25 protein-coding genes are annotated in these 24,000 nt (G+C 67.3%); 11 read left to right on the top strand and 14 right to left on the bottom strand.

The features are described from left to right. The first annotated feature begins 1 nt into the window (after nt 1). The 3 genes from ABIC63_RS02470 to ABIC63_RS02460 are packed head-to-tail and all read left to right on the top strand — an operon-like array spanning nt 2 to nt 3,418. The gene (locus ABIC63_RS02470) at nt 2-1,228 is read left to right on the top strand and encodes a hypothetical protein (protein ID WP_354318561.1); all 1,227 of its coding nucleotides are present in this window, start codon (nt 2-4) and stop codon (nt 1,226-1,228) included. A 2-nt stretch (nt 1,229-1,230) separates the two neighbouring features. Further along, a complete protein-coding gene (locus ABIC63_RS02465) occupies nt 1,231-1,584 on the top strand; it encodes a hypothetical protein (protein ID WP_354318560.1) in 354 nt (117 codons plus the stop codon). Between the two features lie 13 nt (nt 1,585-1,597). Next, entirely contained in the window at nt 1,598-3,418 is a 1,821-nt protein-coding gene (locus ABIC63_RS02460; RefSeq protein WP_354318559.1) for a hypothetical protein, read from the top strand. On the opposite strand, the gene ABIC63_RS02455 is transcribed toward ABIC63_RS02460, so the two are convergent. From ABIC63_RS02455 to ABIC63_RS02440, 4 genes are read right to left on the bottom strand one after another with little or no spacing between them, the layout of a single operon-like run. Beyond that, nucleotides 3,419-3,814, bottom strand: a complete 396-nt coding sequence (locus tag ABIC63_RS02455) for a hypothetical protein (RefSeq protein ID WP_354318558.1) — start codon at nt 3,812-3,814, stop codon at nt 3,419-3,421. A gap of 52 nt (nt 3,815-3,866) precedes the next feature. Continuing rightward, a complete protein-coding gene (locus ABIC63_RS02450; RefSeq protein WP_354318557.1) occupies nt 3,867-4,157 on the bottom strand; it encodes a hypothetical protein in 291 nt (96 codons plus the stop codon). A gap of 12 nt (nt 4,158-4,169) precedes the next feature. After that, complete coding sequence (locus ABIC63_RS02445) at nt 4,170-4,391, bottom strand: hypothetical protein (RefSeq protein ID WP_354318556.1); 222 nt, start codon at nt 4,389-4,391, stop codon at nt 4,170-4,172. After that, the gene (locus tag ABIC63_RS02440) at nt 4,388-4,642 is read right to left on the bottom strand and encodes a hypothetical protein (RefSeq protein WP_354318555.1); all 255 of its coding nucleotides are present in this window, start codon (nt 4,640-4,642) and stop codon (nt 4,388-4,390) included. Before ABIC63_RS02440 ends, ABIC63_RS02445 begins: the two co-directional genes overlap by 4 nt. 80 nt (nt 4,643-4,722) lie before the next feature. Here ABIC63_RS02440 and ABIC63_RS02435 point away from each other — a divergent pair, with 80 nt between their 5' ends. Beyond that, nucleotides 4,723-4,917: a hypothetical protein gene (locus ABIC63_RS02435; protein ID WP_354318554.1), complete on the top strand. Its 195-nt coding sequence runs from the start codon at nt 4,723-4,725 to the stop codon at nt 4,915-4,917. Between the two features lie 265 nt (nt 4,918-5,182). Continuing rightward, nucleotides 5,183-5,473, top strand: coding sequence for a hypothetical protein (locus tag ABIC63_RS02430; protein WP_354318553.1), 291 nt, complete (start codon nt 5,183-5,185; stop codon nt 5,471-5,473). A gap of 15 nt (nt 5,474-5,488) precedes the next feature. Here ABIC63_RS02430 and ABIC63_RS02425 read toward each other — a convergent pair whose 3' ends face one another. The 4 genes from ABIC63_RS02425 to ABIC63_RS02410 all read right to left on the bottom strand — a co-directional run bounded on the left by ABIC63_RS02425 (nt 5,489) and on the right by ABIC63_RS02410 (nt 8,368). Next, complete coding sequence (locus tag ABIC63_RS02425) at nt 5,489-5,674, bottom strand: type II toxin-antitoxin system HicA family toxin (protein ID WP_354318552.1); 186 nt, start codon at nt 5,672-5,674, stop codon at nt 5,489-5,491. Next, complete coding sequence (locus ABIC63_RS02420) at nt 5,671-5,940, bottom strand: DUF1902 domain-containing protein (protein ID WP_354318551.1); 270 nt, start codon at nt 5,938-5,940, stop codon at nt 5,671-5,673. The genes ABIC63_RS02425 and ABIC63_RS02420 overlap by 4 nt, the downstream gene beginning before the upstream one ends. 216 nt (nt 5,941-6,156) lie before the next feature. Beyond that, nucleotides 6,157-6,450: a hypothetical protein gene (locus ABIC63_RS02415; RefSeq protein ID WP_354318550.1), complete on the bottom strand. Its 294-nt coding sequence runs from the start codon at nt 6,448-6,450 to the stop codon at nt 6,157-6,159. A gap of 148 nt (nt 6,451-6,598) precedes the next feature. Beyond that, complete coding sequence (locus tag ABIC63_RS02410; RefSeq protein WP_354318549.1) at nt 6,599-8,368, bottom strand: hypothetical protein; 1,770 nt, start codon at nt 8,366-8,368, stop codon at nt 6,599-6,601. A gap of 6 nt (nt 8,369-8,374) precedes the next feature. Here ABIC63_RS02410 and ABIC63_RS02405 point away from each other — a divergent pair, with 6 nt between their 5' ends. Then, a complete protein-coding gene (locus tag ABIC63_RS02405; RefSeq protein ID WP_354318548.1) occupies nt 8,375-14,563 on the top strand; it encodes a PLxRFG domain-containing protein in 6,189 nt (2,062 codons plus the stop codon). A 47-nt stretch (nt 14,564-14,610) separates the two neighbouring features. On the opposite strand, the gene ABIC63_RS02400 is transcribed toward ABIC63_RS02405, so the two are convergent. Further along, entirely contained in the window at nt 14,611-15,657 is a 1,047-nt protein-coding gene (locus ABIC63_RS02400; protein WP_354318547.1) for a hypothetical protein, read from the bottom strand. 183 nt (nt 15,658-15,840) lie between these two features. Here ABIC63_RS02400 and ABIC63_RS02395 point away from each other — a divergent pair, with 183 nt between their 5' ends. The 4 genes from ABIC63_RS02395 to ABIC63_RS02380 are packed head-to-tail and all read left to right on the top strand — an operon-like array spanning nt 15,841 to nt 17,522. Further along, nucleotides 15,841-16,128, top strand: a complete 288-nt coding sequence (locus ABIC63_RS02395; protein WP_354318546.1) for a holin — start codon at nt 15,841-15,843, stop codon at nt 16,126-16,128. Next, on the top strand, nt 16,125-16,733 hold the full coding sequence (locus tag ABIC63_RS02390; RefSeq protein ID WP_354318545.1) for a glycoside hydrolase family protein: 609 nt from the start codon (nt 16,125-16,127) through the stop codon (nt 16,731-16,733). The genes ABIC63_RS02395 and ABIC63_RS02390 overlap by 4 nt, the downstream gene beginning before the upstream one ends. Before the next feature lies 1 nt (nt 16,734). Continuing rightward, nucleotides 16,735-17,313 carry a hypothetical protein gene (locus ABIC63_RS02385; RefSeq protein WP_354318544.1) on the top strand — a complete coding sequence of 193 codons (579 nt, stop codon included), beginning with the start codon at nt 16,735-16,737 and terminating at the stop codon, nt 17,311-17,313. Between the two features lie 2 nt (nt 17,314-17,315). Then, nucleotides 17,316-17,522 carry a crAss001_48 related protein gene (locus ABIC63_RS02380; protein ID WP_354318543.1) on the top strand — a complete coding sequence of 69 codons (207 nt, stop codon included), beginning with the start codon at nt 17,316-17,318 and terminating at the stop codon, nt 17,520-17,522. Nucleotides 17,523-17,736: 214 nt separating this feature from the next. On the opposite strand, the gene ABIC63_RS02375 is transcribed toward ABIC63_RS02380, so the two are convergent. From ABIC63_RS02375 to ABIC63_RS02355, 5 genes are all read right to left on the bottom strand, one after another. Next, complete coding sequence (locus ABIC63_RS02375) at nt 17,737-18,084, bottom strand: hypothetical protein (protein ID WP_354318542.1); 348 nt, start codon at nt 18,082-18,084, stop codon at nt 17,737-17,739. 280 nt (nt 18,085-18,364) lie between these two features. Further along, nucleotides 18,365-18,823, bottom strand: a complete 459-nt coding sequence (locus ABIC63_RS02370; protein WP_354318541.1) for a DUF4124 domain-containing protein — start codon at nt 18,821-18,823, stop codon at nt 18,365-18,367. A gap of 177 nt (nt 18,824-19,000) precedes the next feature. Beyond that, nucleotides 19,001-19,822, bottom strand: coding sequence for a sulfite exporter TauE/SafE family protein (locus tag ABIC63_RS02365; protein ID WP_294369272.1), 822 nt, complete (start codon nt 19,820-19,822; stop codon nt 19,001-19,003). A gap of 10 nt (nt 19,823-19,832) precedes the next feature. Beyond that, entirely contained in the window at nt 19,833-21,500 is a 1,668-nt protein-coding gene (locus ABIC63_RS02360) for a bifunctional protein tyrosine phosphatase family protein/NAD(P)/FAD-dependent oxidoreductase (protein ID WP_354318540.1), read from the bottom strand. A 36-nt stretch (nt 21,501-21,536) separates the two neighbouring features. Next, nucleotides 21,537-22,433 carry an MBL fold metallo-hydrolase gene (locus tag ABIC63_RS02355; RefSeq protein ID WP_354318539.1) on the bottom strand — a complete coding sequence of 299 codons (897 nt, stop codon included), beginning with the start codon at nt 22,431-22,433 and terminating at the stop codon, nt 21,537-21,539. A 205-nt stretch (nt 22,434-22,638) separates the two neighbouring features. Between ABIC63_RS02355 and ABIC63_RS02350 the strand changes: the two genes are divergently transcribed. Next, nucleotides 22,639-23,988, top strand: a complete 1,350-nt coding sequence (locus ABIC63_RS02350) for a sigma-54 interaction domain-containing protein (protein WP_354318538.1) — start codon at nt 22,639-22,641, stop codon at nt 23,986-23,988. Nucleotides 23,989-24,000: the final 12 nt, after the last annotated feature.

The raw sequence follows: 24,000 nt of genomic DNA, 5'->3' as shown, positions 1-24,000 counted from the left end.
CATGCAGCGTGTTTCCTCGATGCACGCCTTCGGGCGTGGCCGCGGTGCCCGGCCTCCGGGCATGCGGCTTGGCAACCTCGATGCTCAGGTGCGCGCCGCGCTGTTTGGTCAGGGGCAGGGCGGCTACATGCTCAGCTTTGATCGGGCTGAGGCGCTGTATCAAGACAACACGGGTGAAGCGTCTGCTGCTGCGGCGACGAATCCGCTGGGTCTTGTTCTGGACCAGAAATCCGGCCTAGCTCGCGGGCCGGAAGTCGCGGTCAATGCGTTCCAGCCACCATCGGGCTATGCCAGTACGGTCAGCACTGCGGGAAATGTCATCACCGTCAGTGGCACGGCATCCGGCGGGTCCACGGTTCGTGCCTTCACCCCTCTTACTACGGTTGTGGGTCGCTCCTATGAAGTTGTGGGCAACATCGGCTCGCAACAACCGGTGGTGGTCTTTGCCCGAAATCAGAACGATGGCTTCGGCACTGTGCTGTATCAGAAGACCGTAGCCGCAAATACTGCCTTCCGATTTGTTTTCCAAGCGACCACGGTCGCAAGCTCACTGTTACTTGGCAATGGAACTGGCGACCAAGGAACGCTCTCGGTTTCAGCCATATCCGTCAGAGAAGTTCCGGGCAATCACTTTCAACAGGCCACCTCCACCGCCCGGCCGCTGCGGCAACAGGACGCATATGGGTGGTACGCCGATGCTGATGGGACTGACGACTTTCTCCAGTCTCTGGGCAACATCGATTACAGCGCCTTCGGCCGCCTGACGACCTTCACCGGGGTGCAGCGTCTCAGCAACCCGATCACCGCCATCATCCGGGAGATCTCGGTCAACCGCGACAACAATGTCGGGACGCACGCGCTCGTGATTTCGCCCGACAGCGGTCGCAATCGATATCGCAGCCTCGTGAACTTCGGCAATGTCGCGGAAGCAACTGTGACCGACGCCACTCGGCTGATTGGTGGCAGGGATGTTGTCGTGACCACGGGCGTCGTCGGCGACCTTGCGACGGTTCGGCTCAACAAGGACCAATCTGCCGTGGCGCCCGGAGGTGGAGGAAGCTCCCCGTTTGGGTCCTTTCCGCACTTCATCTTTCGCCGCGGCAACACGACGGCCAACTACTTCACGGGGCGCATCTATGCCCACATCGAAGTCGCGTCCAACGCACCGTTGACGGCCCAGCAGATCTCCCTCGGCGAGGCCTGGATCCGCAGCAAGATGGGAGCCTGACGATGGACTACGTTCTACGCACTCTCATCGTCCCTGACGCGCTCGTGGCGCAGGCTCGCGCTCTGTGCGAGAGCCTGGCTGGCCCAGCTGGTGCAGGCATGTTCCCCAGACGCCTGGCCGACGCGGATGAGGGCATCTGGTGGCTCTCCAGCGGCGCGGTGGGTGAGGACATGGCTGCACTGCTGGATGACCCCGCTGTGATGCATGCAGCCTGCGAGGCCGCCGGCCTCGACATGAAGCTGGAGCAGTGCCAGCAGATCCTCGGGGCGTGCGTCATCGTGCCGCGCGTCGATGTGCCCGAGCTGCTGGCCGATCTCGGCATGGCCTTCGCGCAAGACGCATCCGAAGAAATCTGAGAAGGGACACCTCATGTACGGCTTCAAGCCATCAAAGCAGGCGGGCGGCATGGTTCGCGGGCCTGGCTCCGGCACCTCGGACAGTATCTCCAAGGAGGTTCCCGCCGGCACGTTCATCATGCCCGCCGACAGCACGGCCAAGATCGGCGCTGAAGCGCTGGCGGCGGCCGGCCGCGGCTTCCCGGGCGCGCGGCGTCCCGCCGGCGGAGCGACCTCGGCGGGTGTGCCGGTGCGGCTGAGCAATGGTGAATTCGAAGTGCCACCGGAGCAGGTCCATGCCCTCGGCGCGCAGGTGCTCGACGCGGCGCGCGAGGCCACGCACACGCCGGTTGCCCAGGCCAGGCCGGAATACTTTTTCGCCGACGGCGGCGAGGTGGCTGCACGCGGCTTCCGACCTGGCATGAAGCCGGCGCGCGCGGCCGGGCCCGGCCTGGGCTTTCAGACCCGCCGGGGCTATGCCGACGGCGGCCTGGTCGATGATGAGCAGAAGCGCAGGCTGGCGCAGGCCGCCACCGCCGGCATGCCAACACCTTCGCCCTCCGCGCCGGCGGCACCTGCCGCGGCGCCAGCGCCGTCGCTCTCCTACGCCGACAACAACCAGGCGGTGGGCCAGTCCGTTCGAAATGCCTGGGACCGTGGCCAGTACGCCAATGCGGTTGGCCAGGCGGCTGCGGGCGGCCTGGGCGTGATCACCACGCCGGCCATCGACATGGGCACGCGCGCAGCCGGCGCTGCATACGACGCTGCGAAGGGCTTCGGGCAGGGCCTCTTCGGGGTGAGCGCCACGCCCGCAGCTGCGCCGTCGACGTCCCCTGTCCCGGTGGCAGCGCCCGCCGCGGCCGGCGCAACGCCGCGTGCCCAGCAACCGAGCACGCCGGCTCCTGCGCCGCAAGCGGCCGCTTCCGAAGCGGGCGGCGTTCCGTTGGCTATCGCGGCCCCCGCACCAGGTGCGGCGGCTGCCGCAAGTCCCGCACCGCAGGCAGCAGGCTTCCCGCCGGCGCAAGCCGCCTCGAGCGATCGCGTGGCGCAGATGAACCGGGATGCCGCCGCTTCGCGCGCGCTGTCCCAGGCGTCGATCGAGCAGGCGCGCCAAGGAATCGGCGTGCCCGCAACGCCCGGCCTGGGGATGATCGGTCCGGTCGACTACGCCAACCGCAATGCCGACTTCAACGACTCGGCGGCGCTGCGCACGGCGGCGGCGCGGGGTGCAAGCCCTGGCCGATCGGGCGCGGCGGTCTATCAAGCGCAGCTGCAGGCCGCTGCCGCACCGCTCGCCCAGCGCGCACAGATGCGCCAGGCCGAGATGGAACAGGGCGGTGCCACGCAACGTGCGCGCATCGGCGCCGCGGCTGACATGGCGCGCACGACGGCGCAGGAGGCTGGCCAGAACCAGCGACAGGACGCACGTCTCGCGCTCGAAGGAGCCCAGCAGACCGCGGCCGCCCAGCTGGCACGTGATCGCTTCGGCCTGGAGCAGACGGCCCAGGGCTTCCAGACGCGAGCGGCCGCGCAGGAAGAGCAACTGCGCAATGTGCTGCTGGACCCCAATGCGACGACAACGCAGCGCCAGCAGGCTCAGTCCGCGCTGCTGGCGCTGAAGGGCAAGTCGGATCCGGCAAACCGGTTCATCGCAGTACAAGGCGGCCAGACCGTGGATGCCAGCGGTCAGGTGGTCAAGGAGCCGAGCCGTGTGTTCGATGCTCAGGAGCGGCAGTTCATCGATCCGCGGCCAGCAGGGCCTTCGCTACCACCTGGCATGACTCGCCAAGTGGGGACCTCCGGCGGAAAGCCCGTCTATGAGGATGCGAACGGAAAGCGCTTCATTGCCAACTGATCACTCACCGTCCAGCTTGCCTTGGAACGGCTTCAGGCTGGGTGGCCCCTGCGGTGGCACGTCCCCGGTAGACGCTCCACTCATTGAATGGAGCTTGTCGGCCTGCGTGTAGGTGAGCCAGTACCCAGCGAGCTGCAGGGCCAGCAGCACCCACGCCAGCATGAAGAAACTGCTTGGCCACCCGGCTCGCGCACGCGAGGTGAGGAAGAGGGCATACAGGCCGTAGATCACGCCGGCGGCAATGAAGGCCACGGCCCACGGCACTATCCAGGCGAAGATGCCGGCTGGTCCCGTGTAGACGAATGGGTTCAGCAGGGCCACCAAAGCCGTGCCGATCAGCTGCCGCGCCCATCGCAGCTGCGGCATCGTGCCCGCAGCTTCAGCTTGTGCTGTCATGCTCCACTCCGTTCCGTCATTCCGGAAGGAATGTAGCAGCCGCTCCGCCGGGTCAGCCTGCGGCGCGCACCTCGAAATAGCTTTCCTGCGCGTCGCCGAGATCCCTCATGCCGGCCTGGCGCGCCTTGTCGAAGGCGGCGGACCAGCGCGCCGCCAACTTGATCTCGTCCTTGGTGAGATCCTCGGCATTGCTCTCGCTGGCCGCGTTGAAGGCCCGCAGGGCTTCGATGAGGTCGTCGCCGAGTGCCCGCTCGAGTTCGCGGCGGAACCTGGCTTCGGCATCCTTGATGCCCTCGGGCGGCGTGGCAGATGGTGGGTCGATCAGTCGCACGGTGCATGGCATGGGGAACTCCTGTCAGAAGGGAGCGGGTGAGCGAAGGACCGTCACGGGTCCGATTCCGTTGTAGACGACCGCGCCGCTCGAGCTCGTGACAACCCAGCGCGCGTTGATCCCATCGCCAGGAGCGATGTCGTATTCCTCGGGCGCCAGCGGCAGGATGATCTCGTCCTGCACCTGGTCGCTGTACCACGCGGGCACACGCAGGAGGGTTGGATGCCCCAGGGCGGCGCCCGTCATTGCTGTGCCTCTGCGGCTGGCGCCGACGGTGGGGCCGGAACGGCGTCGACGACGGTCCATCCCCAATGGGTGATCTTGTAGTGTCGGAACTGGCGGCACTCCAGCATGACCAGCACGCGGCCGCTCCATTCGGTGTCCATCTCGACCGTAGCCGTCTTCGGCTGGTCCGGCCCTGCCTTGGGCATCATTGCGGTAGCTGCCGCCACCTCGGGCCCGCTCATTCGGCAGGTGCGTCCGCTGTCCAGTTTCATGATCGTGGGTCTCGTTAGAGTGCTGTAAAAATATACAGCACAACTGTTGAAACATACAGTGTTGTCGGTAGACTGGCAGCATGGAACAGCATGAAGACCCCACCTGGATTGCAGCTCGCGCGCATCGGCTCCAGCAGCACTGGCGCACTGTCGATCCGCTTGAACTGGAAGCGACCGCGCGTGAGATCGCGCACGACGCCGAGCTGCGGCGGCTGGCGCCGGCGGCCGCCGCCTCGCGATGGCTGGCACCGGTGGAGTCCGCGGGTGGGCGCTGATCAGGCGGTCATCCTGCTATGCGGCGCGGCCGCGGCGTGGCTGTCTCAGGACCGGCGCCCGCGCCTGGCGCGCTGGGCATGCGTCTTCGGGCTGCTGAGCCAGCCGTTCTTCCTGCTGTCGACGTGGGAAGCAGGGCAGTGGGGAATGTTCGCGCTGGCCATCCTCTACACCCTTGCTTGGGCGAAGGGAGCTCGGGCCTAATGGCTGACGCCGGTGGCGCGCGCGAAGGGGCGTGTGTCAGGCCCCTTCAACTGAGGAGCCGGTATGGACATGAAGCTGGATCTCGACTACCCGTCAGCGACGCCCGAGCAGCTGGAGGCAGCGCGCGCAGCAGCGATAGCGGTCTTCAAGACTGCCGGCGTCGATCCCTACGAGGCTTGGCTGGCCTGGGCGGAGGAAGAGCGTTGGGGGGAGACCGGCTACCTTGAGGCATTCCGGCCGAGCCAGGAGTACCAGCGCCTCCTCGACGTGACGTCACGGGCTCAGGTTGCGGCAAACCTCGCGCTGGGGGTTCCGGCCGGCGAAGTGGTCACACTCGACTTCATCCTGGCCTGACCATGGAGAAGCCGCTCAGAAATGGTGATTGATACCCGCCTGCTTCATGATCGCATTGGCGGTGTATCGCGAGTCACAGGTCGTCGAAACGGTCACTGATCGCCTGCCGTTCGTCCAAGTCTGGTGCGAACCCTTCTGCCTAGAAAAAGAAAAGCCGTGCTTCTTGAGCACGGCTGTAACCTGAACGTAGTAACCATTCATGCAGGCTGAAGTTCGCCTGTCCAAGCAGCAAACGGTTTGAACTTGGGAACGCTCTTCAGCTCGTCTTGCATCAGCATGCCGACGCAGTCGTAGACCGCGGCGAACAGCTCGTCCATCGACTTGGCCTCGGCGACCAAGCCTTGTAGGTCAGGGCTGGTAGCAACGTACACGCCCGCCTCGTCGTCATGGATCACATTGATCCTGAACACCACCCGCAGCCCTAGCCGAGCCGCAAGTTTCCAACCCGGAAACCCAACTCGAATCATCTTCTTTCTCCTTGCTCGAGGTCCGTAACGGCCCCTTCAGTGCCCTTGGTCATTCTTCGGACCAAGTTTTTAGCCTCAATTATGAGGCAACAAGTTTGCCGAAGTTCAGGCCCGAAAAGTAACGCTGCCAACCTCAAGGTCTGTCGGACCTAGAAGCGAAGGACAAAGATGGGGCGAAAGCAGGCCGACTTTTTGGGCCGGAAACATGCGGATTGCTCAGCGCGAACGTAGGGACATCCTGACCCCAAGCTCTCTAAGCCTCGCGGCCAGCTCTGAATGCGTCGGGTGGGGGGCTGAGTCCTGAGCGAAGACCGATGGTGGGTGCGCCGCTTCGACGGCGGCGGCCACTTCGTCGAGTGTCAGGCTCCCTTTGGTGTGCAGCGCCTGGAGCAGCCGAACGACAAGCTCCATCAGCATCTCCACTTCGACCTGCTGATCTCGCAGGTCCTCTTCCATCTCCGCAAGGGCGAGCTCAAGGAGTTCGATGCGTCCGGCGTCTTCCTGGGTCATGCGGCGATCGTAGGACGGCGGCAGCAGATGCGGGGCCATCCTGAAGCCGCCCCTACCTAGGGTTTTCAGCAGGTAGACCTGAACGATTCATCTGGGTCTGGCGCCCGCAACGTGGTCTGGCGCGCCTGTCCCCCCATTGCTGCCCCCTCTAGGGTTCGACCTTCCCCCTGCAGCTGGCCATCCTGCAGGGATGGCAGATCCTCAGCTCAAGCCGTTCTCCGGCAATCTCGATGCAGCGCACGGCAAGCAAGCGCAGGCGCCATCGTTGCGACCCTTCTCGGGCGCTCTGGACGGCGAGCAGGGCTCCTTTTCGCGCGGCCTCGAGACTGCGGCGCGACAGATCCCCCAAACGGCAGGCGGCGCGCTCGGCCTGATCGGCGACGCCATCGGCTCGGACGCGGTGCGCGACGCCGGCATGCGCATCTACAAGGGCCAGGACGACAAGATCAAGGAGCTGTCCCGGCCGTCCGACTCTTTTTCCAATGTGCTGGAGGGGCAGGGCGATCTCGGCGAGTTCGTGAAGTACGGCGCGGGCTACGTGGGCGGCCAGGCGCTCAGCGCCCTGGCCACGGGCGGGGTCGGCGGCTTCGTAGGTCGCAAGATCACGCAGAAGGGTGTCGAGCGCGCGGCCGCCGCGGGCGCGGAGAAGTACCTCGCGGGTGAAGCCGGCCAAGCGGCTGCACAGCAGGCCGTCCAGCGCGGCACGATCGCCGGCGCCGCAGCCGCCCAGGGCGGCAGCAACCTGATGCAGGAGGCCGGGAGCATCTACCCCGATGCGGTCGAGCAGGCCGAAAAGGACGGGCGCACGCTTACCGGTGGCGATCTGGCCCGGGTTGGTGGCTCCGCGGTTGCGGCTGCCGGCCTGGATACCCTCATGGACGCCAAGATGCTGCATGGCGTCATGGGGGGCGCATCCTCGGCACCCACCCTGGCCGGGCGCGCCATACGAACAATTCCCGGCACGCTGGCGCGCGAGGCAGGTACCGAGGCCGCGCAGACCGGGATCGAGCGATGGGGCGCGCAACAGAGCCTGAGCGACAGTGATGCCGTGCGCGACTACATCGACAGCGCGGCGCTGGGTGGCCTGGGTGGGGCACTGGGCGGTGCGGCGGGTGCGATCCGGCGGCAGGAGGCCGGCCACGCGGCGCCGATCGCTGATCAGGAAGCGCCGGGGCCGGCCACCGACACGGCCGAGGCCGGGCCTGACGCGGCTGGCGCAGGGGCTGGCGCTGCTGCAGCGCGGGCCGAGGGCGCCGCCGGCCCGCTCACGCCGGCCGAGATCCGCGCCTTCAACAACGCCTACCGCCGCGAGGTGCCCGATCCTCTTGGCGATCTGCAGGCGCGCGTCCGCGGTGAGACGGCGTACACCGGCCCGGACCAGGTGCAGCAGGTCAGTCGCGAAGTCGAAGACGCCTGGCTGCGCGACAACGTGGCTCAGGTGGACCAGGCCGTCGCCGCCGCCGCGCCGCCGGCGGACGCCGCTGCCGCTTTTGAACAGGGGGCGCCTGGCGATCAGGCCGCGGCGACCGCTGAGGTAGATCGCCGCGTGCGCGAGCGCCGCGTCTTCACGGCTGCGCAGAACCTGATCGATGCCGGCGCGCCGAACTCGGCGGCCTTGATTCGTGGCCTGGACGAAGGCCTGCAGCGCATCGGCGAGCAGCCCATGGGCGCGGACGAGCGCGCGCGTGTGCAGCGCATGCTCGATGCCAATGCGGCATTCACCGGCCGTACGCAGCCCGCGCCGCTCCCCGATCTCGGCATGCCTCCCGCTGACGCCCGGGCCAACAACAGCCAGATGGAGGCGCTGATCCCCGAGCGCGGCGCACCGCGCGTGCCGCGCTCGCAGCGCATGGGTATCGACCCGGCTGCCGGCCCGCTCAGCACCGGCGCAGCGCTGGCGGTGGACGGCGGTGCGCACGACCAGATGCTGCAGATGGCCGCTGCCGCGCAGGCCGGGGCCGAGGCACGCGACCGCCGCGGTGCGGCCGGCACTCCAGCGGCGGCGCCGGCACCCGCCGGCGGCGGTGAGTCGCGCGCCGGCCAGCCGCCGGCGCAGGCGTCCGGTCCGGGAAATGGCCAGCGTGTCGCCGAGTTGCAGGCCCAGATCGACTACATCCGCCAGCAGGGCCGGGGCGGCTGGACGAAGCAGATGGTGACTGCCCTGCGACAGGCGGAGCAGGAGCTGGCCACGCTGGTGCCGCCGACCGACGCGCCGCCCACCAACCTTCGCGAGGGCCTGGCCCGCGCCCGCGCACGTCGCGCCGCGCCCCAACAGCTGGAGCTGACTGATGCCCAAGGTGCCGCTGCGCCAAATCCCAACACGTCGGCCGCCGCCGGCGCCGTACCCGCTGCCGGATCCGCCTCCCTGGAAGCCCCTGGGGTAGCGGCTGCAAGGCCTTCCACCACCCAGAAGAAAGGACGCACCCGTGGCCCTCAAGCCCCTGAAGCCCAGCAAGCAGCGCCGCGCCGACCGCCGCAGGCAGAAGCCGATCGCGCCGCCGCTGGGCGCACAGCCGAAGCTGCCCGCGCGGCCGACGCGCCGGAGCTGACGGCGCTGCGGGCCCAGTTGCAGGAGGTCGAGCGCCGGATCGCGGCCGCTGCACCCGACTCTGGTGGAGACGTCGAGGTCGCCATGCGCAGCCGCAAAGCGCCGGTGCCGCTCAAGGCTCAGCGCCGCCGGCTGCAGGCCGCCGTCGCCGGCTGGGAGCAGGCCCAGGCCAGCGCCGCGGTGGAGGCACGCGCGAACCAGGCAGCCACCAGCCCGCAGAACGACCGGCCGGAGCCCACGGATGGTCAGAAGGATGCCGGCAATTACGCCATGGGGCACCTGTCCGGGCCCGAGGTGCAGGGCCTGCGCATCACGATCGAGAACCCCGCCGGCAGCGCCCGCAGCGGAATTTCGCCGGACGGCAAGGCCTGGAGCAACACCATGGCCGCGCACTACGGCTACGTGAAGGGCTCGATCGCTTCAGACGGCGACCATGTCGACATCTTCGTGGGCCCGAACCCATCGGCGGCTTCCACGGTGTACGTGGTCGACCAGGTGAATCCGGATGGCAGCTACGACGAGGCGAAGGCCCTCTTCGGGTTCGACACCAAGGCTGACGCCATCGCGGCGTACAAGGGCAGCTACGACCGCGGCTGGAAGGTCGGGCCCGTGACGGCCATGTCGGTGGACGAGTTCAAGAAGGGCTTGGCCAGCGGGCGGTTCAAGAAGCCGGTGGCGACGCCGACGCCCGCGGCCGCGAATGGCGGGACCGCGCAGTACACCCGCGGCGTGGTGGAGAAAATGCGCGCAGCTGGCGCCGTGCCGGCCGCGTCGCCGGTGCCTGCCCGCCGCCAGGCGGAAGCGCCCCAGCGCACTGAGCCGGGGCCATCTGCTGGCGCCGGCGAGTTCGAAGACGTCCCTTTCAGCCGCTCGGCTGGATCGAAGGCCATCCGTGACATCTACACCCAAGACCTATTCGGTGCCCCCGTCAAACGACCTGCAGACACCGGATCCGACGGCGCCGGGGTACGTCGGGACGTACAGCCCGCCGCCGGAGTACCGGGCGACACCCCGGCCCCCGCCGGGCAATACCTCGTCCGAACCATCGTCGGAAGCGAAGCCGAGCGAAAGCTAGGCGCGTCCACAATCCGGTCGTTTGCAGATCTGGCCGCGGCGACCCAGTACCTGTATCGATCGGCCGTCGAGCGCTTCGACGGCATCGTGACGGACAAGGACGGCAAGCCTCTCGCCGTTGTGGGTGGATTCAAGGGGGCCCTGGCTCAGACTTCGGTCTTTGCACCGACGCTTGTGGCCGAGGCCGTGCGCGTGCCTGGAGCGGCCCACATCTGGTTCTCGCACAACCACCCTTCTGGCAACTCCACGCTGTCCACTGCGGACGAATTCACTGAAAGCATGCTGCGCGATGTCTTCCGCGGCACCGGGATCGAGCCCATGGGATTGATCGCGGTCGGGAACGGCCGCTACTCGGCCTCAGATGGGGATCGGGGCGATATCGTGCCCAGGGCCACCCGCACATCGGTGCCCGTCATCGAGCGTGAGCAGATTCCTTCGTCAGCGGAGCCGGTGCAGTTGACCAGCCCGGGCATCGCGCGCGAGGTGGCAAAGACTTACTACGAGCAGTCTGGCGGGCCAGGTGCGATCCTGCTTGACGCTGGCCACGGCGTGGTGGGATGGATGCCCATCGGCAAGGCGATGATGGGCGACCTGCGCGGCACCGGGCAGCTGCGGGCGCTCTATCGTGCCGTGAGTGAGGCCAATGCAGGGGCGGTGATCCTCGCCCATGCTGGTGAACTCGACGGGCCACACCCGTCCTCGGTGTCCGTCTCCAAGGGCCAGAACGTGGCCGCGGCATTCGACAAGGTCAGCGTGCGCCCGCTCGACATGATCGACGTGCGCACGGGCTCTTCTGCTGCCGAGGTTGGCGGGCAAGTCGCGAGTGGCCCGGTTTTCAGCCGCAGCGATGACGCGGCGTCGTTCGATGTGCAGGACTTCCTGCGGACCATGGAGAAGGGCAGCCCTGCCGTTCCCACCGCCGGCCGCGTGGCCGACGTCCGCCGTCACGTCGCGCAGCTGACCAGCCGGTGGACGAACAGCCCGGACGTGCAGGTGGTCGCGTCGATGAGCGACCCTGCGGTACCGGCCTCTGTGCGGTCCTACAACGACGCGCAGCTGGCGCAGGGTGCGTCTGGCGCGCCCGAAGGGTTCTTCCATGGCGGCAAGGTCTACCTGGTCGCCGATCAGCTGGCCAGCCGGGACGACGTTGCCCGTGCGCTGTTCCATGAAGCCCTGGGCCACTACGGCCTTCGCGGCGTCTTCGGCAGCGGCCTCACCAACGTGCTCAACATGGTGGCCACCACGCGCAAGGCGGACGTGCAGGCGAAGGCCGAGGCCTATGGCCTGAATCTGCAGGTGCCGCGACAGCGACTGATGGCAGCGGAGGAGGTCCTGGCCGAGCTGGCCCAGACGTCGCCGCAACTGGGCGTGGTGCGTCAGGCCATCGCGGCCGTGCGCACCTGGTTGCGCGAGAACGTGCCGGGCTTCGAGCGGTTGGCGCTGTCCGATGCGGAGATCGTGCGCAACTACCTGGCGCCGGCGCGTAGCTGGGTGGAGCGTGGCGCTGCGATGAACGAGGGAAGCCGACAGCCCGCTACGACGGCCGGTCGCCAATCGCCCGGGGTGGTTCAGCCTGCTGCCGGCTTCCAACGCGAGTATGCCGCGGACACGCCGTTCAGCCGCACCAAGGTGGCGGACTTCCGCATGGCTGCGCAGGACCGTCTCGCCGCGGCAATGAGCCATCCGGGGACTGTCAGCATCTGGGACAAGACGGTGGGCACCATGCGCAACCTGGCCGAGCGCTCGCCCGCATTCAAGCCGGTGTACGAGTCGGCCCAGCGCTTTATCGATGACATCTCGATGTTCGCCAACGACGCGGCCGACACGGCGCCGCGGCTGCTGCCGCGCGTGGAGAACTGGCGCGACCTGACGAAGAAGCCGCTTGCGGCCAAGGACAACGCGGCGATCGCGCGGCCGCTCTTCGAAGGCACGCTGTCGTGGGCTCGGGACGCCGACGGCAAGCCGGTGCGGGTAGAAGAGCTCACGCAGCGATATGCGGGCCTGGCCTCGGAAGAGAAGGCTCAGATGATGCTGCGTGCCGGCCGCCTGAATCCGAACGTGCTGAAGATGTGGCAGGGCATGCAGAAGGAGCAGTTCGACAGCGCGGTGAACAGCCGCTTCGAGAGCCAGATGCTGCAGCCGGGGGTAGTGTGGTCGGATCAGGAGTTGCGCGACATCTTCAAGGCCGATGACGGCCAGATCAGCCTCTATCGCGAGGCGCGGGCCGCGGTGGAGCGCTCGATCGACATGACCGCCCGCGCCGACATGTTGCGGGCCCTTGGCCGCGAGTACGCGGATCTGCGCGACATCGTCCTGGACGGGCCCACCATGCGCGACGCGGTGGCCACGATCACGGCGGAGCTGCAGGACGAGGCACGCACGAATCCCGACCGGGCCGACCGGGTGGCCGACCTGCTCAAGCAGGTGCAGGACCGCGAGGAGAAGGCGCAGGAGCTCATGGATAAGGGCTACATGCCGCTGTCCCGCTTCGGCCGCTACACCGTCGACGTGGTGGACGCCGCGGGCGAGCGGCAGTATTTCGGCATGTTCGAGAGCAAGTCCGAATCGAATGCCATGGAAGCCAAGATGAAGGGGCTCTACCCGGACGGCAAGGTCACGCAGGGCACGATGAGCCAGGAGGCCTTCAAGCTGTTCCAGGGTCTGACGCCGGAGAGCCTGGAGATGTTCGGCAACATGCTGGGCCTGGATGGGGAGGGAGGCGCCGCACGCGACAAGGCCTTCCAGGAATACCTGCGCCTGGCCAAGAACAACCACAGCGCCCTGAAGCGCCTGATCCATCGGCAGGGCATCGCGGGCTTCAGTGAGGACGTGGGGCGCGTGCTGGCCAACTTCGTCTATTCGAACGCGCGACTCGCGTCCGGCGGCGTCAACGCCGGCCAGCTGGAGCGGGCTGTCTCGGATATCCCGAAGGAGCAGGGCCAGCTGAAGGACCTGGCCATGGGCCTGCAACAGTACATCCAGAATCCGCAGGAGGAGGGCCACGCGGTGCGCGCCATGCTCTTCGCCCAGTACCTGGGGGGCTCGATCGCCTCTGCGCTCGTGAACACCACCCAGCCCTTCGCCATCACCATGCCCTGGCTGAGCCAGTACGGCGGCATGCGGCAGGCGGCGGCGCAGCTGGCCGGCGCGGTGCGCGACATGGCCGCGCGCGGGAAGCGCTTCGAAGCCGATCTGGCCCACGCGCTGCATCAGGCCGAGGTCGACGGCGTGGTCAGCCCGCAGGAGATCCACCAGCTCATGGCGCAGGCGCGCGGCGCCGGAGCGCTACGGGCAGGGGACGGCACGCGCGTGGGCAATGCCCGCGCCGCGGCCTCCAACGCCTGGGAGCGGACGAAGGTGGTGTGGGGGCAGCCGTTCGCGCTGGCCGAGCAGTTCAACCGTCGCAGCACCTTCATCGCGGCCTACCGCGTGGCGAAGGCGGAGCACATGCCTAACCCGGCTGAATTCGCGCGCCGTGCCGTGCTGGAGACCCAATTCGTCTACAGCAAGGCCAACAAGCCGCGGTGGGCGCGCGGTCCGATCGGGGGCACGCTCTTCACCTTCAAGACGTACAGCGTCAGCTATCTCGAACTCCTGAACCGGATGTGGACGCAGGGCGGCCCAGAAGGTAAGCGTGCCGTTGCCTGGGCCATGGCCACCATGATGCTGATGGGTGGCGCCGGCGGCCTGCCGTTCATGGAAGACCTCGAGGACCTGATCGACGCCATCGGCCAGATGTTGGGCTACAACATCTCGTCCAAGCAGTGGCGCAAGCAGGCCCTGCAGTCCGTGCTGGGCAAAGAGATGGCGGACTTCGTGGAGCAGGGCGTCTCGGGGCTGCCGGGCGCGCCGGTGGACGTCTCCGGCCGACTGGGCCTGGGCAACATCATCCCCGGCACCGGCATGCTGCTGACGAAGCAGGACCACTCGACCGACATGCTCGAGCTGGCCGGCCCGGCGGGCGACTTGCTCAAGCGCGGCTTCACGGCCGCGGGCCAGGCGCTCAAGGGCGACCTGGGCGGCGCGGCCCTGTCGGTGGCCCCGACCGCCGTGACCAACGCCGTGAAAGGCGCGGACATGCTGGCCTCCGGCATGTACAAGGACCGCAAGGGCTACAAGGTGATCGACACCACCGTCGACGAGGCTCTGGCAAAGGCAATCGGCTTTCAGCCCAAGAGCGTCGCCGATGTGCAGGAGGCCAACAGCTACATGCAGCGGGCCAAGGCCTTCTATACGCAGACGTCGAGCGAGATTAAAGCGCAGTGGGCGCAGGCGCTCTTCGAGAAGGACGAGGGCGGCGTCGAAGCGGCGCGCCAGCGCGTCAAGGACTGGAACGAGGCCAACCCGGAGCAGCCCATCGTGGTCAAGATGACCGACGTATGGAAGAGGGTGCGGGAGATGAACAAAGACCGCACTTCGCGGATCGAAGCCTCATCTCCGAAGGCGCTGCGGCAACGAATGCACGAATTGGCTGTGGAATCTAGGTATTAGAACTAAATGAATGCGTAGCATCGACTATTTACGCTGTTCAACCTTGCTTATTGCGTGGACGAGTCGGGATCAGCGTGGTCCGGACTTTCATAGGAAATCCGGCGTAACCCGCGATGGCCTAGCTTCAGTGTGTCTTGTGGGCCCAGCGGTATCGCTTCGCCATTTAGTTCGAGGAGGGATTGATCAGCTAAAAGCTCGTTCATGGATTTACCCAACTGATAAGTCGCGTGCGTGAGTTCTTCTTTAATTGGGTTTGTTTCGATTCCTAAGGCTTCCAACTTACTCACTACGTGCAAGGCTTTTTCAATAGTTTCAATCTTAGAAGGGATTGAAGCCAATTTTCCTTCGGCGGTGTAGTTTCTGTGTATATACGCTGCGGCGTCGCGAATCAGTTCAACCACTATAGCGACGATCTTGGTATCACCAAACAGTAGCGCCCACAGACTTCCTGATTCAATTTTTTGTATTCGCAGGGGGTGGTCTTGCAAGGAAATTCCAAGCAAGCCCGCTATCTCAGTATAAATTTGAGCGATAGCTTGAAGTTTTGCGATGAAATCCGCCAAATCGAAAATATCAGGGATGTAGATCTCCAGCGATGCTGCGCCAACCTTGTCATCGGCAGGCATATCAGCTTGGTTGCAGAGCATCGAGAAAAATTCAATAGCGCTTTCGCGAAGCTTATTTAGAACGACTGCCTTTGCAACCAAGTCAGCTGAACGAGAGGCTTCCCGATTACCGAGGTATTTTCCGAGCGCATTGCCAAATTCGCTTGCAGCTGTTTTTAGCTGGCCTAGAAATTCCACCTTAGTTGACTGATTGTCAATGGAATCCAATGTTTTTCTAAGAGAATCCACTTCTCTGAAAGTATCCCAAATCGAAATTCCTGCTACCGCGGCAGTAACGTGATCGGTAAGCAAACCTTTTATTTGAGTTCCTGCATTCTGAATATTGGTATTTCCACCCAACGCAATTGTTTGAAGGTTTTTGATGACTTCATCGTTTATGTTGCTGAGTCTTTCTAAAAAACCTTCTAAAATTTTTGTTTTTTCAAATTCACTAGATATTTGTGCAAGCGCTTTTGCGGCAGGGGTCATTCTTTATTCTCCGATGGTCTTTAGAGTGTATCTTTAAAGCGGAAAATCCTTGTGCTGAACTTGACTCAGGTGAGCGTTGCTTGTTCGTTCGGCGACGGCTCATCTTGATCTGGCCAAGCGATTCCCTCGACTTGCACCCCTGTAGGGGTTAGGCATTCGGCTGGCCCCCGGGATCATTCAGGTATGGCTGAGCCGAACACCACCCTTGGCGTCACTGACGCCGCCATTGCCTCAACGGCCAGCAAGGTGACCTACACCGCAGCCGGGACAACTATCTGGGCCTGGGTCACCTCGTCAGAGGCGGGGATCGTCATGGGCATCCTGATCGGCCTGATGGGCCTGGTGGTCAATGCCTATTTCCGCTGGCGCGACTTCCAGCTGAACAAGCAGGTGCAGCTCGCCAAGATCGACGCGCTGAACCGCTCCGGCCGTCAGGTGGTCACAGACTTCGGCGATCTGGAGGATGTGTGAGCGGCGATAGCAAGGTCCCCGCTCCGCTGCGCCGCAAGCTGCTGGCCGCCGCACTGGCGCTGGGCGTCGGCGGGACAGGCGTCGGCACCTACGTCGCTGGCCAGCCCTCACCTGAGGTCGTGCTGGCGCAGGAGATCGGCGCCTACTACGAGAGCAGCGGCCGACACATCGGCGTGCCCTACGTCGACAAGATCGGCCGCGGCCAGCCGCTGACTGTCTGCAACGGCATCACGGGCCCGGAGGTCGTGGCCAGCCGCTACTACACAGCCGAGGACTGCAAGCGCCTGGAACTGCCGCACTATCTGCGTGCCGAAGCCCGGGCCAAGAGCCGGCTGCGCTACTGGGCCTCCTACAACGTGTGGGTTCGGGCCAGCTTCATCGACATGGGCTTCAACGTGCCGTCCGCGCTTGAGCCGAGCACCACCATCGTCCGGCTGGCCAATGCCGGCGACCTCATTGGCGCGTGCCGCCAGATGCCGCGCTGGGTCCTTGGCACCGTGGCTGGCGTGCGCACCCGCATGGCAGGCCTCGTGGACCGGCGTGACACCACCGACGAGCTCTGCCGCGACTGGGGCCGCGACGGCCACTTCAGCGCGGGAGGCTGACATGCCCGACATCCGCAACCTAGCCCTCTGGGCGCTGCTCGCCGTGGCCATCGCTGGCTGGGGTATGGGCTGCGCAGAGCGCACCCGCGCCGGCGGCCTGGCCTCGAAGTTGAAGACCGCCACCGAGGAGCGGGACGGCGCGCGCCAGGCGCTCGACCAGGTGAATGCCGCAGTGAGGCGGCAGAGCGCCGAGGCGGCCGCAACCCTGGCCAGCCTGAATGCCTCGGTGCTGGCACAGCAGAAACGAATCGACGCCGCGGCCGCGGCGCAGGAGAAGACCGATGCGACCAATGGCGCGACTGTTGAACATCTGCGCGAGCAGCTTCGCGCTGCTCGGCTGCGCGCCGGTGCCGCCGAAGCCGGTGGACGTGGGGGCGGTGGTGGTGGCGCCCCAGGCGCAGCCGGCGCCGGTGCCGGCGATCGTGTTGCAGGTGGAGCCCAAACCGCCGGGCTATTTCCAGACGCGGCGGCTGCAGCGGATGACGACGCTTACGAAGCCGACCGAGTGAACCTCGCCTACGGTTCGTGCCGGGCGGCCCTCTTCAACTTCGGCCGCTCGGCATCAGGCGCCGGGAGCTAACCATGGCAGGTGAACTGCTGCCGCACCAGCGCCGCGTGCTGGACGAGAAAATGGATCTGGACCAGAGGATCGCGAAGCTCGACGCGTTCATCCATTCGAATCCGATCTTCCCGACGCTGGACCGGGATGAGCGGGCTCGGCAGATGCGCCAACTGGACGTGATGCACGAACTTGCGGTGATCCTTCGTGAGCGCATCGCACACTTCTGAGCCTCGCGGACCTACCAGAAAGGGCTCCATGCGTTTGTGGGCACCATTGTGGGCATGGCCGGAAAGACATCCCTAAGTGATTGATTTTACAGTGTGCTTGGAGGACTCCGTTTCCGCCAAGCCCTTCGCATAAAAAGCCGTTGATCTTCAACGGCTTTTTTCATTTCCGGGGTTGGCCTCGCGCGCTGCTGGCCCTAAACCATCCCTGAATCGCTCATTCCCGGCCCTGCGGGCCCTCGGTCGCAGCGCCCAGCGTGGCGTTCACCGCGGCCAGGTTCGCGCCTCGGTCGGCGGATGGAATCCACTTCGCGTAGTCGCGCATCATCACCTGCACCGAGTGGCCATGCTGCATGGCCACCCACACCGGATTGGCGCCGGCCATCAGTGCCAGCGTCACACTCGTGTCGCGGCATTCCTTTGGCGGGCGATAGCGCACACCTGCCGCCAGCCGGGCTTGCAGCCAAGCGCGGCGTTGCGACCGCTCATCGATGTAGCGCGGTGGTTGAGCTCCACCAGCCGCTCGCGGTGTGGTCTTGGTGCGGGCCCTGTCCTCGGTCAGCACGCGCCCGGTGCACGCGCATCGTGCCGGCGCGCAGGTTCACGTCTTCCCACCGCCCCCGCACCGCCACTTTTCTCTTCCTGCGCCCACTCGCGCCTCGCGCCGCCGGTGGGCGTGCTGTGGCCAGCGTAGGGTGTACGGGCCTGCTGACCCGATGGCACCTTGATCGTGCCCCCATGCTGCTTGCACGGTTCGGGCGCTGCGGGGCGCGCAGCACTCAGGAGTTGGCGAGGCGGTCGCGTCCGCTTCGCTGGATGCTCCGACACCGCCAGCAAGCTAGGCTTCAGCAGTCAAGATCGGCGAACCTGCGTCTCAACTGCCATAGGCGGACATCAGCACGGCCACGTTCTTCGACTGTCGCAGCGTCGGTCCGGCTTCTCTGCGCGGCCAGCATCGGGTCCAGTCGATCGCATTCCTGCCGGGCCGAAGGGCTGAGCGCCTGGCGGTGGGTGGCGGTCTTCCATTGGGCATCGTCCATGCCGGTCAAGGGGCGCACAGCCCGGCCCATCTGCTCGTTGAATTCCAGTCGCTGGACGTCCCGGCCCTTGCGGCTTTGGCCGCTCCAGCGGTCGGCGCCCTGGGTGGGGGTGGCATCGATCTCGACGGCGCCGACGCATGGTGTGTGGCTGTATTCGACTTTGCCCTGAGTGACGCACTTGTAGACCGCTTTTTGGGCGTACACCGGTGGCGCCGCGAGAACCAGCGCCGTGACGGGTGCGAGAAGCAGGAAGGCGTGACTCATCGGGCCAGTCTCACACGGCTGGAGCCTGCCTAGCGCGAAGGGATTCATCCATTCGACGCAGCGACGCAGCGACGACCCTCGCGGCAACCCCATAGTTGCCCAGATGCTCCCGCGGATGAGCCACCCACTGGTTGCCGGGGCCTGCGCAGCCTGCCGCGGCGCGATTCCCAGGCTGCTCTACAGCGCCAACACCCCCAGCCCGCGCAGCAACACCAGCACCGCGACCGCGGCGGCCGTTGCGCCGAAGGCCTGCTGCAGTCGCGCCCCCGCCAGCCGCGCGCCCAGGCGGCGGCCGGCCAGCAAGGCCAGCACGGCGCCGGCGGCGAAGGGCAGGGCCACGTCCCAGGCGACGGCGCCCTGCGAGGCGGCGCCGGCCACGCCGCCCACCGACACCAGTGCGATCACGGCCAGCGAGGTGGCGACGATGCCGCGGATCGGTACATTGGAGAAGGCGCCCAGCATCGGCACGATGACGAAGCCGCCACCCACGCCCAGCAGCCCGCTCAGCAGGCCCGAGAGCGCGCCGGTGGCGCCCAGCGCGAGAACGCAGGGCGACACCAGCCGCAGCTGCCCACGCACCGGATCGAGCCGGCACACCTGCAGCGCAGACGGCGCGGAAGGCCCGGCCGGCACGGGCGCCAGCGACTGCCGGATGCTGCGCACCGCCACCCAGGCCAGCACCAGCGAGAAGCCCACCATCAGCGGCGCATTGGGCAGCCGGTGCGCCAGCATCACGCCCAACGGCGCGAAGGCCATGCCCGTCACGCCGATGATGGCCGCGGCGCGGTATCGCACCTTGCCCTCGCGCAGCGCCAGCACCGCGCCCAGGGCCGAGGCCAGCCCCACCGCGATCAGGCCCACCGGCGCCGCCTGCACCATGCTCAGGTGCAGGCCGAAGACCAACAGCGGCACCGCCAGGATGCCGCCTCCCGCGCCGCTGAGGGCCAGCACCAAGCCCACGGCGGCGCCCATCGACAGGCTGATGAGCAGGGCAGTCATGGCGCCACCCTCACTCGGTCAGGGCCGGCTCGGCCAGCCATTCGCGGCCCTTGAGCATGCCGGACCAGTACATCGGCGGCAGTACCCGGTCCTTCAGGTACCAGGCCAGCGTCGATGGACGCGTACCGTCGATCAGCCAGTTCGGAAAGGTCGGCGCCACCTTGCCGCCGTAGACGAATTCGGCCAGCACGATCTTGCCGCGCTCCACAGTGAGCGGACAGGAGCCGTAGCCGTCGTAGCGCGCCTCGCCCTTGGCGTGGCCCAGCGCAGCCAGCAGGTTGTGCGCCACCACCGGCGCCTGCTTGCGCGCTGCGGCAGCAGTCTTGGCGTTGGTGGTGTTGGCACAGTCGCCCAGCGCGAAGACGTTGGCATGGCGCTTGTGGCGCAGCGTGGCCGGGTCCACGTCCACCCAGCCGGCCGCATCGGCCAGCGGGCTCACGCGCACGAAGTCGGGGGCGGTCTGTGGCGGCACCACATGCAGCAGGTCGAAGTCCTTCAGCACGGCTTCCTTCCGACCGTCCGTGTGCGTGTGGATGAAGGTGGCCCGCCGGGCCGGCCCGTCCACCGCCACCAGCTGGTGGCCGAAGTTCAGGTGCACGCCGTAGGCCGCGATGTATTCCATCAGCGCGGGCACATAGTCGGCCACGCCGAAGAGCACGGCGCCTGCATTGCAGAAATCGATGTCGACCTGGTCCAGCACGCCTTGGCGCCGCCAGTGGTCGGCCGACAGGTACATCGCCTTCTGCGGCGCGCCCGCGCACTTGATGGGCATGGGCGGCTGGGTGAAGACGGCCTTGCCGCCGCGCAGCCGCTGCACCAGCTCCCAGGTGTAGGGCGCCAGGTCGTAGCGGTAGTTGGAGGTCACGCCATGGCGGCCCAGCGTCTCGGGCAGGCCGGGAATGGCCTGCCAGTCGAGCTTGAGCCCTGGGCAGACCACCAGCTGCCGGTAGCGCACGACGCGGCAGCCGTCGAGCACGACGGCGTCGCGCTCGGGCTCGAAGGCGGCCACGGCACCCTTGAGCCAGCGCACGCCGCGCGGCAGCACCGACGCCATGGTGCGCGCCGTCACCTCGGGCTTGAACACGCCGGCGCCCACCATGGTCCAGCCGGGCTGGTAGTAGTGCACCTCGGCCGGGTCGATGATGGCGATGTCCAGGTCGCGGCGGCGCGCAAGCAGGCTGGCCGCCACGGCCGCGCCGGCGGCGCCGCCGCCCACGATGACGATGTCGTGCGTGGCATCGATCGCATCGCTGGGCGTCTGGCCGCCGTTGGCCACGCGGCGGACCACGGCCTGCAGGTCATAGCCGGCCGAGCGGGCGCGCTGCAGGATCTCGGGCAGCGTCAGCTTCGTGGCCTGCGACAGCGCCCACAGCGTGGCCGAGCGCGTGCCTGTGCGGCAGTAGGCGAACACCGGCTTGGGCAGGCTGGCCAGCAGCACGCCGAAGGCCTGGGCGTCCTCGTCGCGCACCGTGCCCGATTCGACCGGCAGGTGATGCACCGGCAGGCCGCAAGCCTGCGCGGCCTGGGCGATCTCTGCGAAGCCGGGCTGGTCGGCACCTTCGCCGTCCGGGCGGTTGCAGAGGATCGCGCGGTAGCCCGCTGCGGCTAGCGCGGCGACGTCGGCGGGCGTGATCTGCGGGCCGACGGCGATGTCGGCGTTCAGGGTCCTGATGTCCATGGCGTGTCTCCTGGTGGGGCGTCCGGGCGGTGGTGCTCAGAGGGCATCCACCGGGATCTTCAGGTAGCGCCGGCCATCGGCCTCCGGCTCGGGCAGGTGGCCGGCGCGCATGTTGACCTGCACCGAGGGCAGGATCAGCACCGGCATGGCCAGCGTCGCGTCCCGCGCCCGGCGCATGGCGACGAAGTGGTCCTCGTCGATGCCGTCGTGCACATGGACGTTGTGCGTGCGCTGCTCGGCCACCGTGCTCACCCACTGCAGCGGGCGGCCGCCGGGCTGGTAGTCGTGGCACATGTACAGCCGCGTGCGTGGCGGCAGGGCCAGCACCCGGCGGATGGAGCGGAACAGCGTGTGCGCATCCCCGCCCGGAAAGTCGCAGCGGGCCGTGCCGTAGTCGGGCATGAACAGCGTGTCGCCCACGAAGGCCGCGATGTCGGCGTCCTCGCCGGGGCCGGAGCGCACGACGTAGGTCATGCAGGCGGGCGTGTGGCCCGGCGTGTGCATGGCCTCCACCTGCAGCTTGCCGACCTGGAAGGCCTCGCCATCCTCGAACAGGTGGTCGAACTGCCGGCCGTCGCTGGCGAAGCCTTCGCCCGCGTTGAACAGTGCGCCGAAGACCTGCTGCACGCGCGTGATGCGGTTGCCGATGCCGATGCGCCCGCCCAGTTGCTGCTGCAGGTAGGGCGCGGCCGTGAGGTGGTCGGCATGCACATGCGTTTCCAGGATCCAGGCCACCGTGGCGCCCAGCTCGCGAACCCGGGCGATGAGGCGGTCGGCGGGCGCGTGGGAGGTGCGGCCCGATTTGGGGTCGTAGCCGAGCACGCTGTCCACCAGTGCACATTGGTACGTGGCGGGATCGAGCACCAGATAGCTCAGCGTCCCGGTGTCCGGGTCGAAGAAATGCTCGATATGCAGGGTGGCAGCGGATGGCATGGCGTCTCCTTGGCAGATGGTTTGCCCTGGATCAATCCAATATCCATGCCACGCGGCCGCCCGCCGAGGAAAACGCGCAAGTGGTGGAGATAAAAGAATTTCTTGCGCGGGGTGACACGGCGCGATGGCGCGGCTGCGCCTGTCATGGCAGTTGGGCTGCCATCCTGGCACCGCCAGAATGGCAGCCTTGCACAAGGAATGCCCCATGTCCCCGTCGCCCGCGCCCGCCGCTCCCGCCATCGACAGCCTGGTCAACTACCTGGAGCACGACGCCGTGCCCACCATCGTGATGGACCCGGACTACACCATCCTGGCGGGCAACGCGGCCTATCGCCGGCAGTTCGGCGTCAAGGCGCGCCCCTTCCTCGGGCAGAAGTGCTACCGGGTCTCGCACGGCTACGACGCCCCCTGCGACCAGTCGGGCGAGCACTGCCCGATGAAGCATGCCCGCGACACCCGCGCGCCCGACCGCGTGCTCCATGTGCATCACACACCGCGCGGCCCGGAGCATGTGGATGTGGAACTGCGGCCCATCCTGGCCGCCGACGGCACCATCGCCGCCTATGTGGAGCGGCTGACCGCGCTGCGCCATGCCTCGCCCCAGGCCAGCCGTGCGCGGCTCATCGGCCATTCGGCCGCCTTCAACAAGGCCCTTTCGGCCGTGCAGCGTGTGGCGCCCTCGCGGCTGCCCGTGCTGCTGCAGGGCGAATCGGGCACGGGCAAGGAACTCTTCGCCCGGGCCGTGCACGAGACGAGCGACCGCGCGCAGGGGCCATTCGTCATCGTGGACTGCTCGGGCCTGACCGAGACGCTGTTCGAGAGCGAGCTCTTCGGCTACGAGAAGGGCGCCTTCACGGGCGCCCATGCGCGCAAGGCCGGACTCGTCGAGACGGCCGAGGGCGGCACGCTCTTCCTGGACGAGATCGGCGACGTGCCGCTGGCGCTGCAGGTCAAGCTGCTGCGCCTGCTGGAAAGCGGCACCTTCCGCCGCGTGGGCGCCGTGCAGATGCAGCGGGCGGACGTGCGCCTGGTGGCCGCCACCCATCTGCCGCTGGAGGCCATGATGCAGGCCGGCCGCTTCCGCAAGGACCTGTACTTCCGTCTGAGCGCCTTTCCCATCCATCTGCCGCCGCTGCGCGAGCGGGTGGAGGACCTGCCGGTGCTGGTGCAGACCCTGCTGCAGCAGGAGTCGCCCCTGAACGCCTGGCGCATCGACGCGGCCGCCATGGCGCGGCTGGCGCGCTACGCCTGGCCCGGCAACGTGCGCGAGCTGCGCAACGTGATCGAGCGCGCCAAGCTGCTGGCCGATGGCGGCGAGGTGCGCGAGGAGCACCTGCCGGATGCGCTCCTCGCCGCCACCCGGGCGGGTGCAGCATCGGCGACAGGCGCAGTCGCCGCCGCGCCCCGGGCCTCCGGCCCGAGCGACGCCGAACTGCAGCGCCTGGCCGCCGACCGCGGCCTCAGCCGCAAGGCCCTGGCGCAGCAGCTGGGCCTGAGCGAACGCACCCTCTATCGGCGGCTCAAGGCACTGGGGGTCGCGCCGCCCGCCGACTGAGCGCCTCATCAA

Source organism: Pseudacidovorax sp. 1753, assembly GCF_040544975.1.
GTDB lineage: Bacteria > Pseudomonadota > Gammaproteobacteria > Burkholderiales > Burkholderiaceae_C > Xenophilus.
This window is presented reverse-complemented; position numbering and strand designations above follow the sequence as displayed.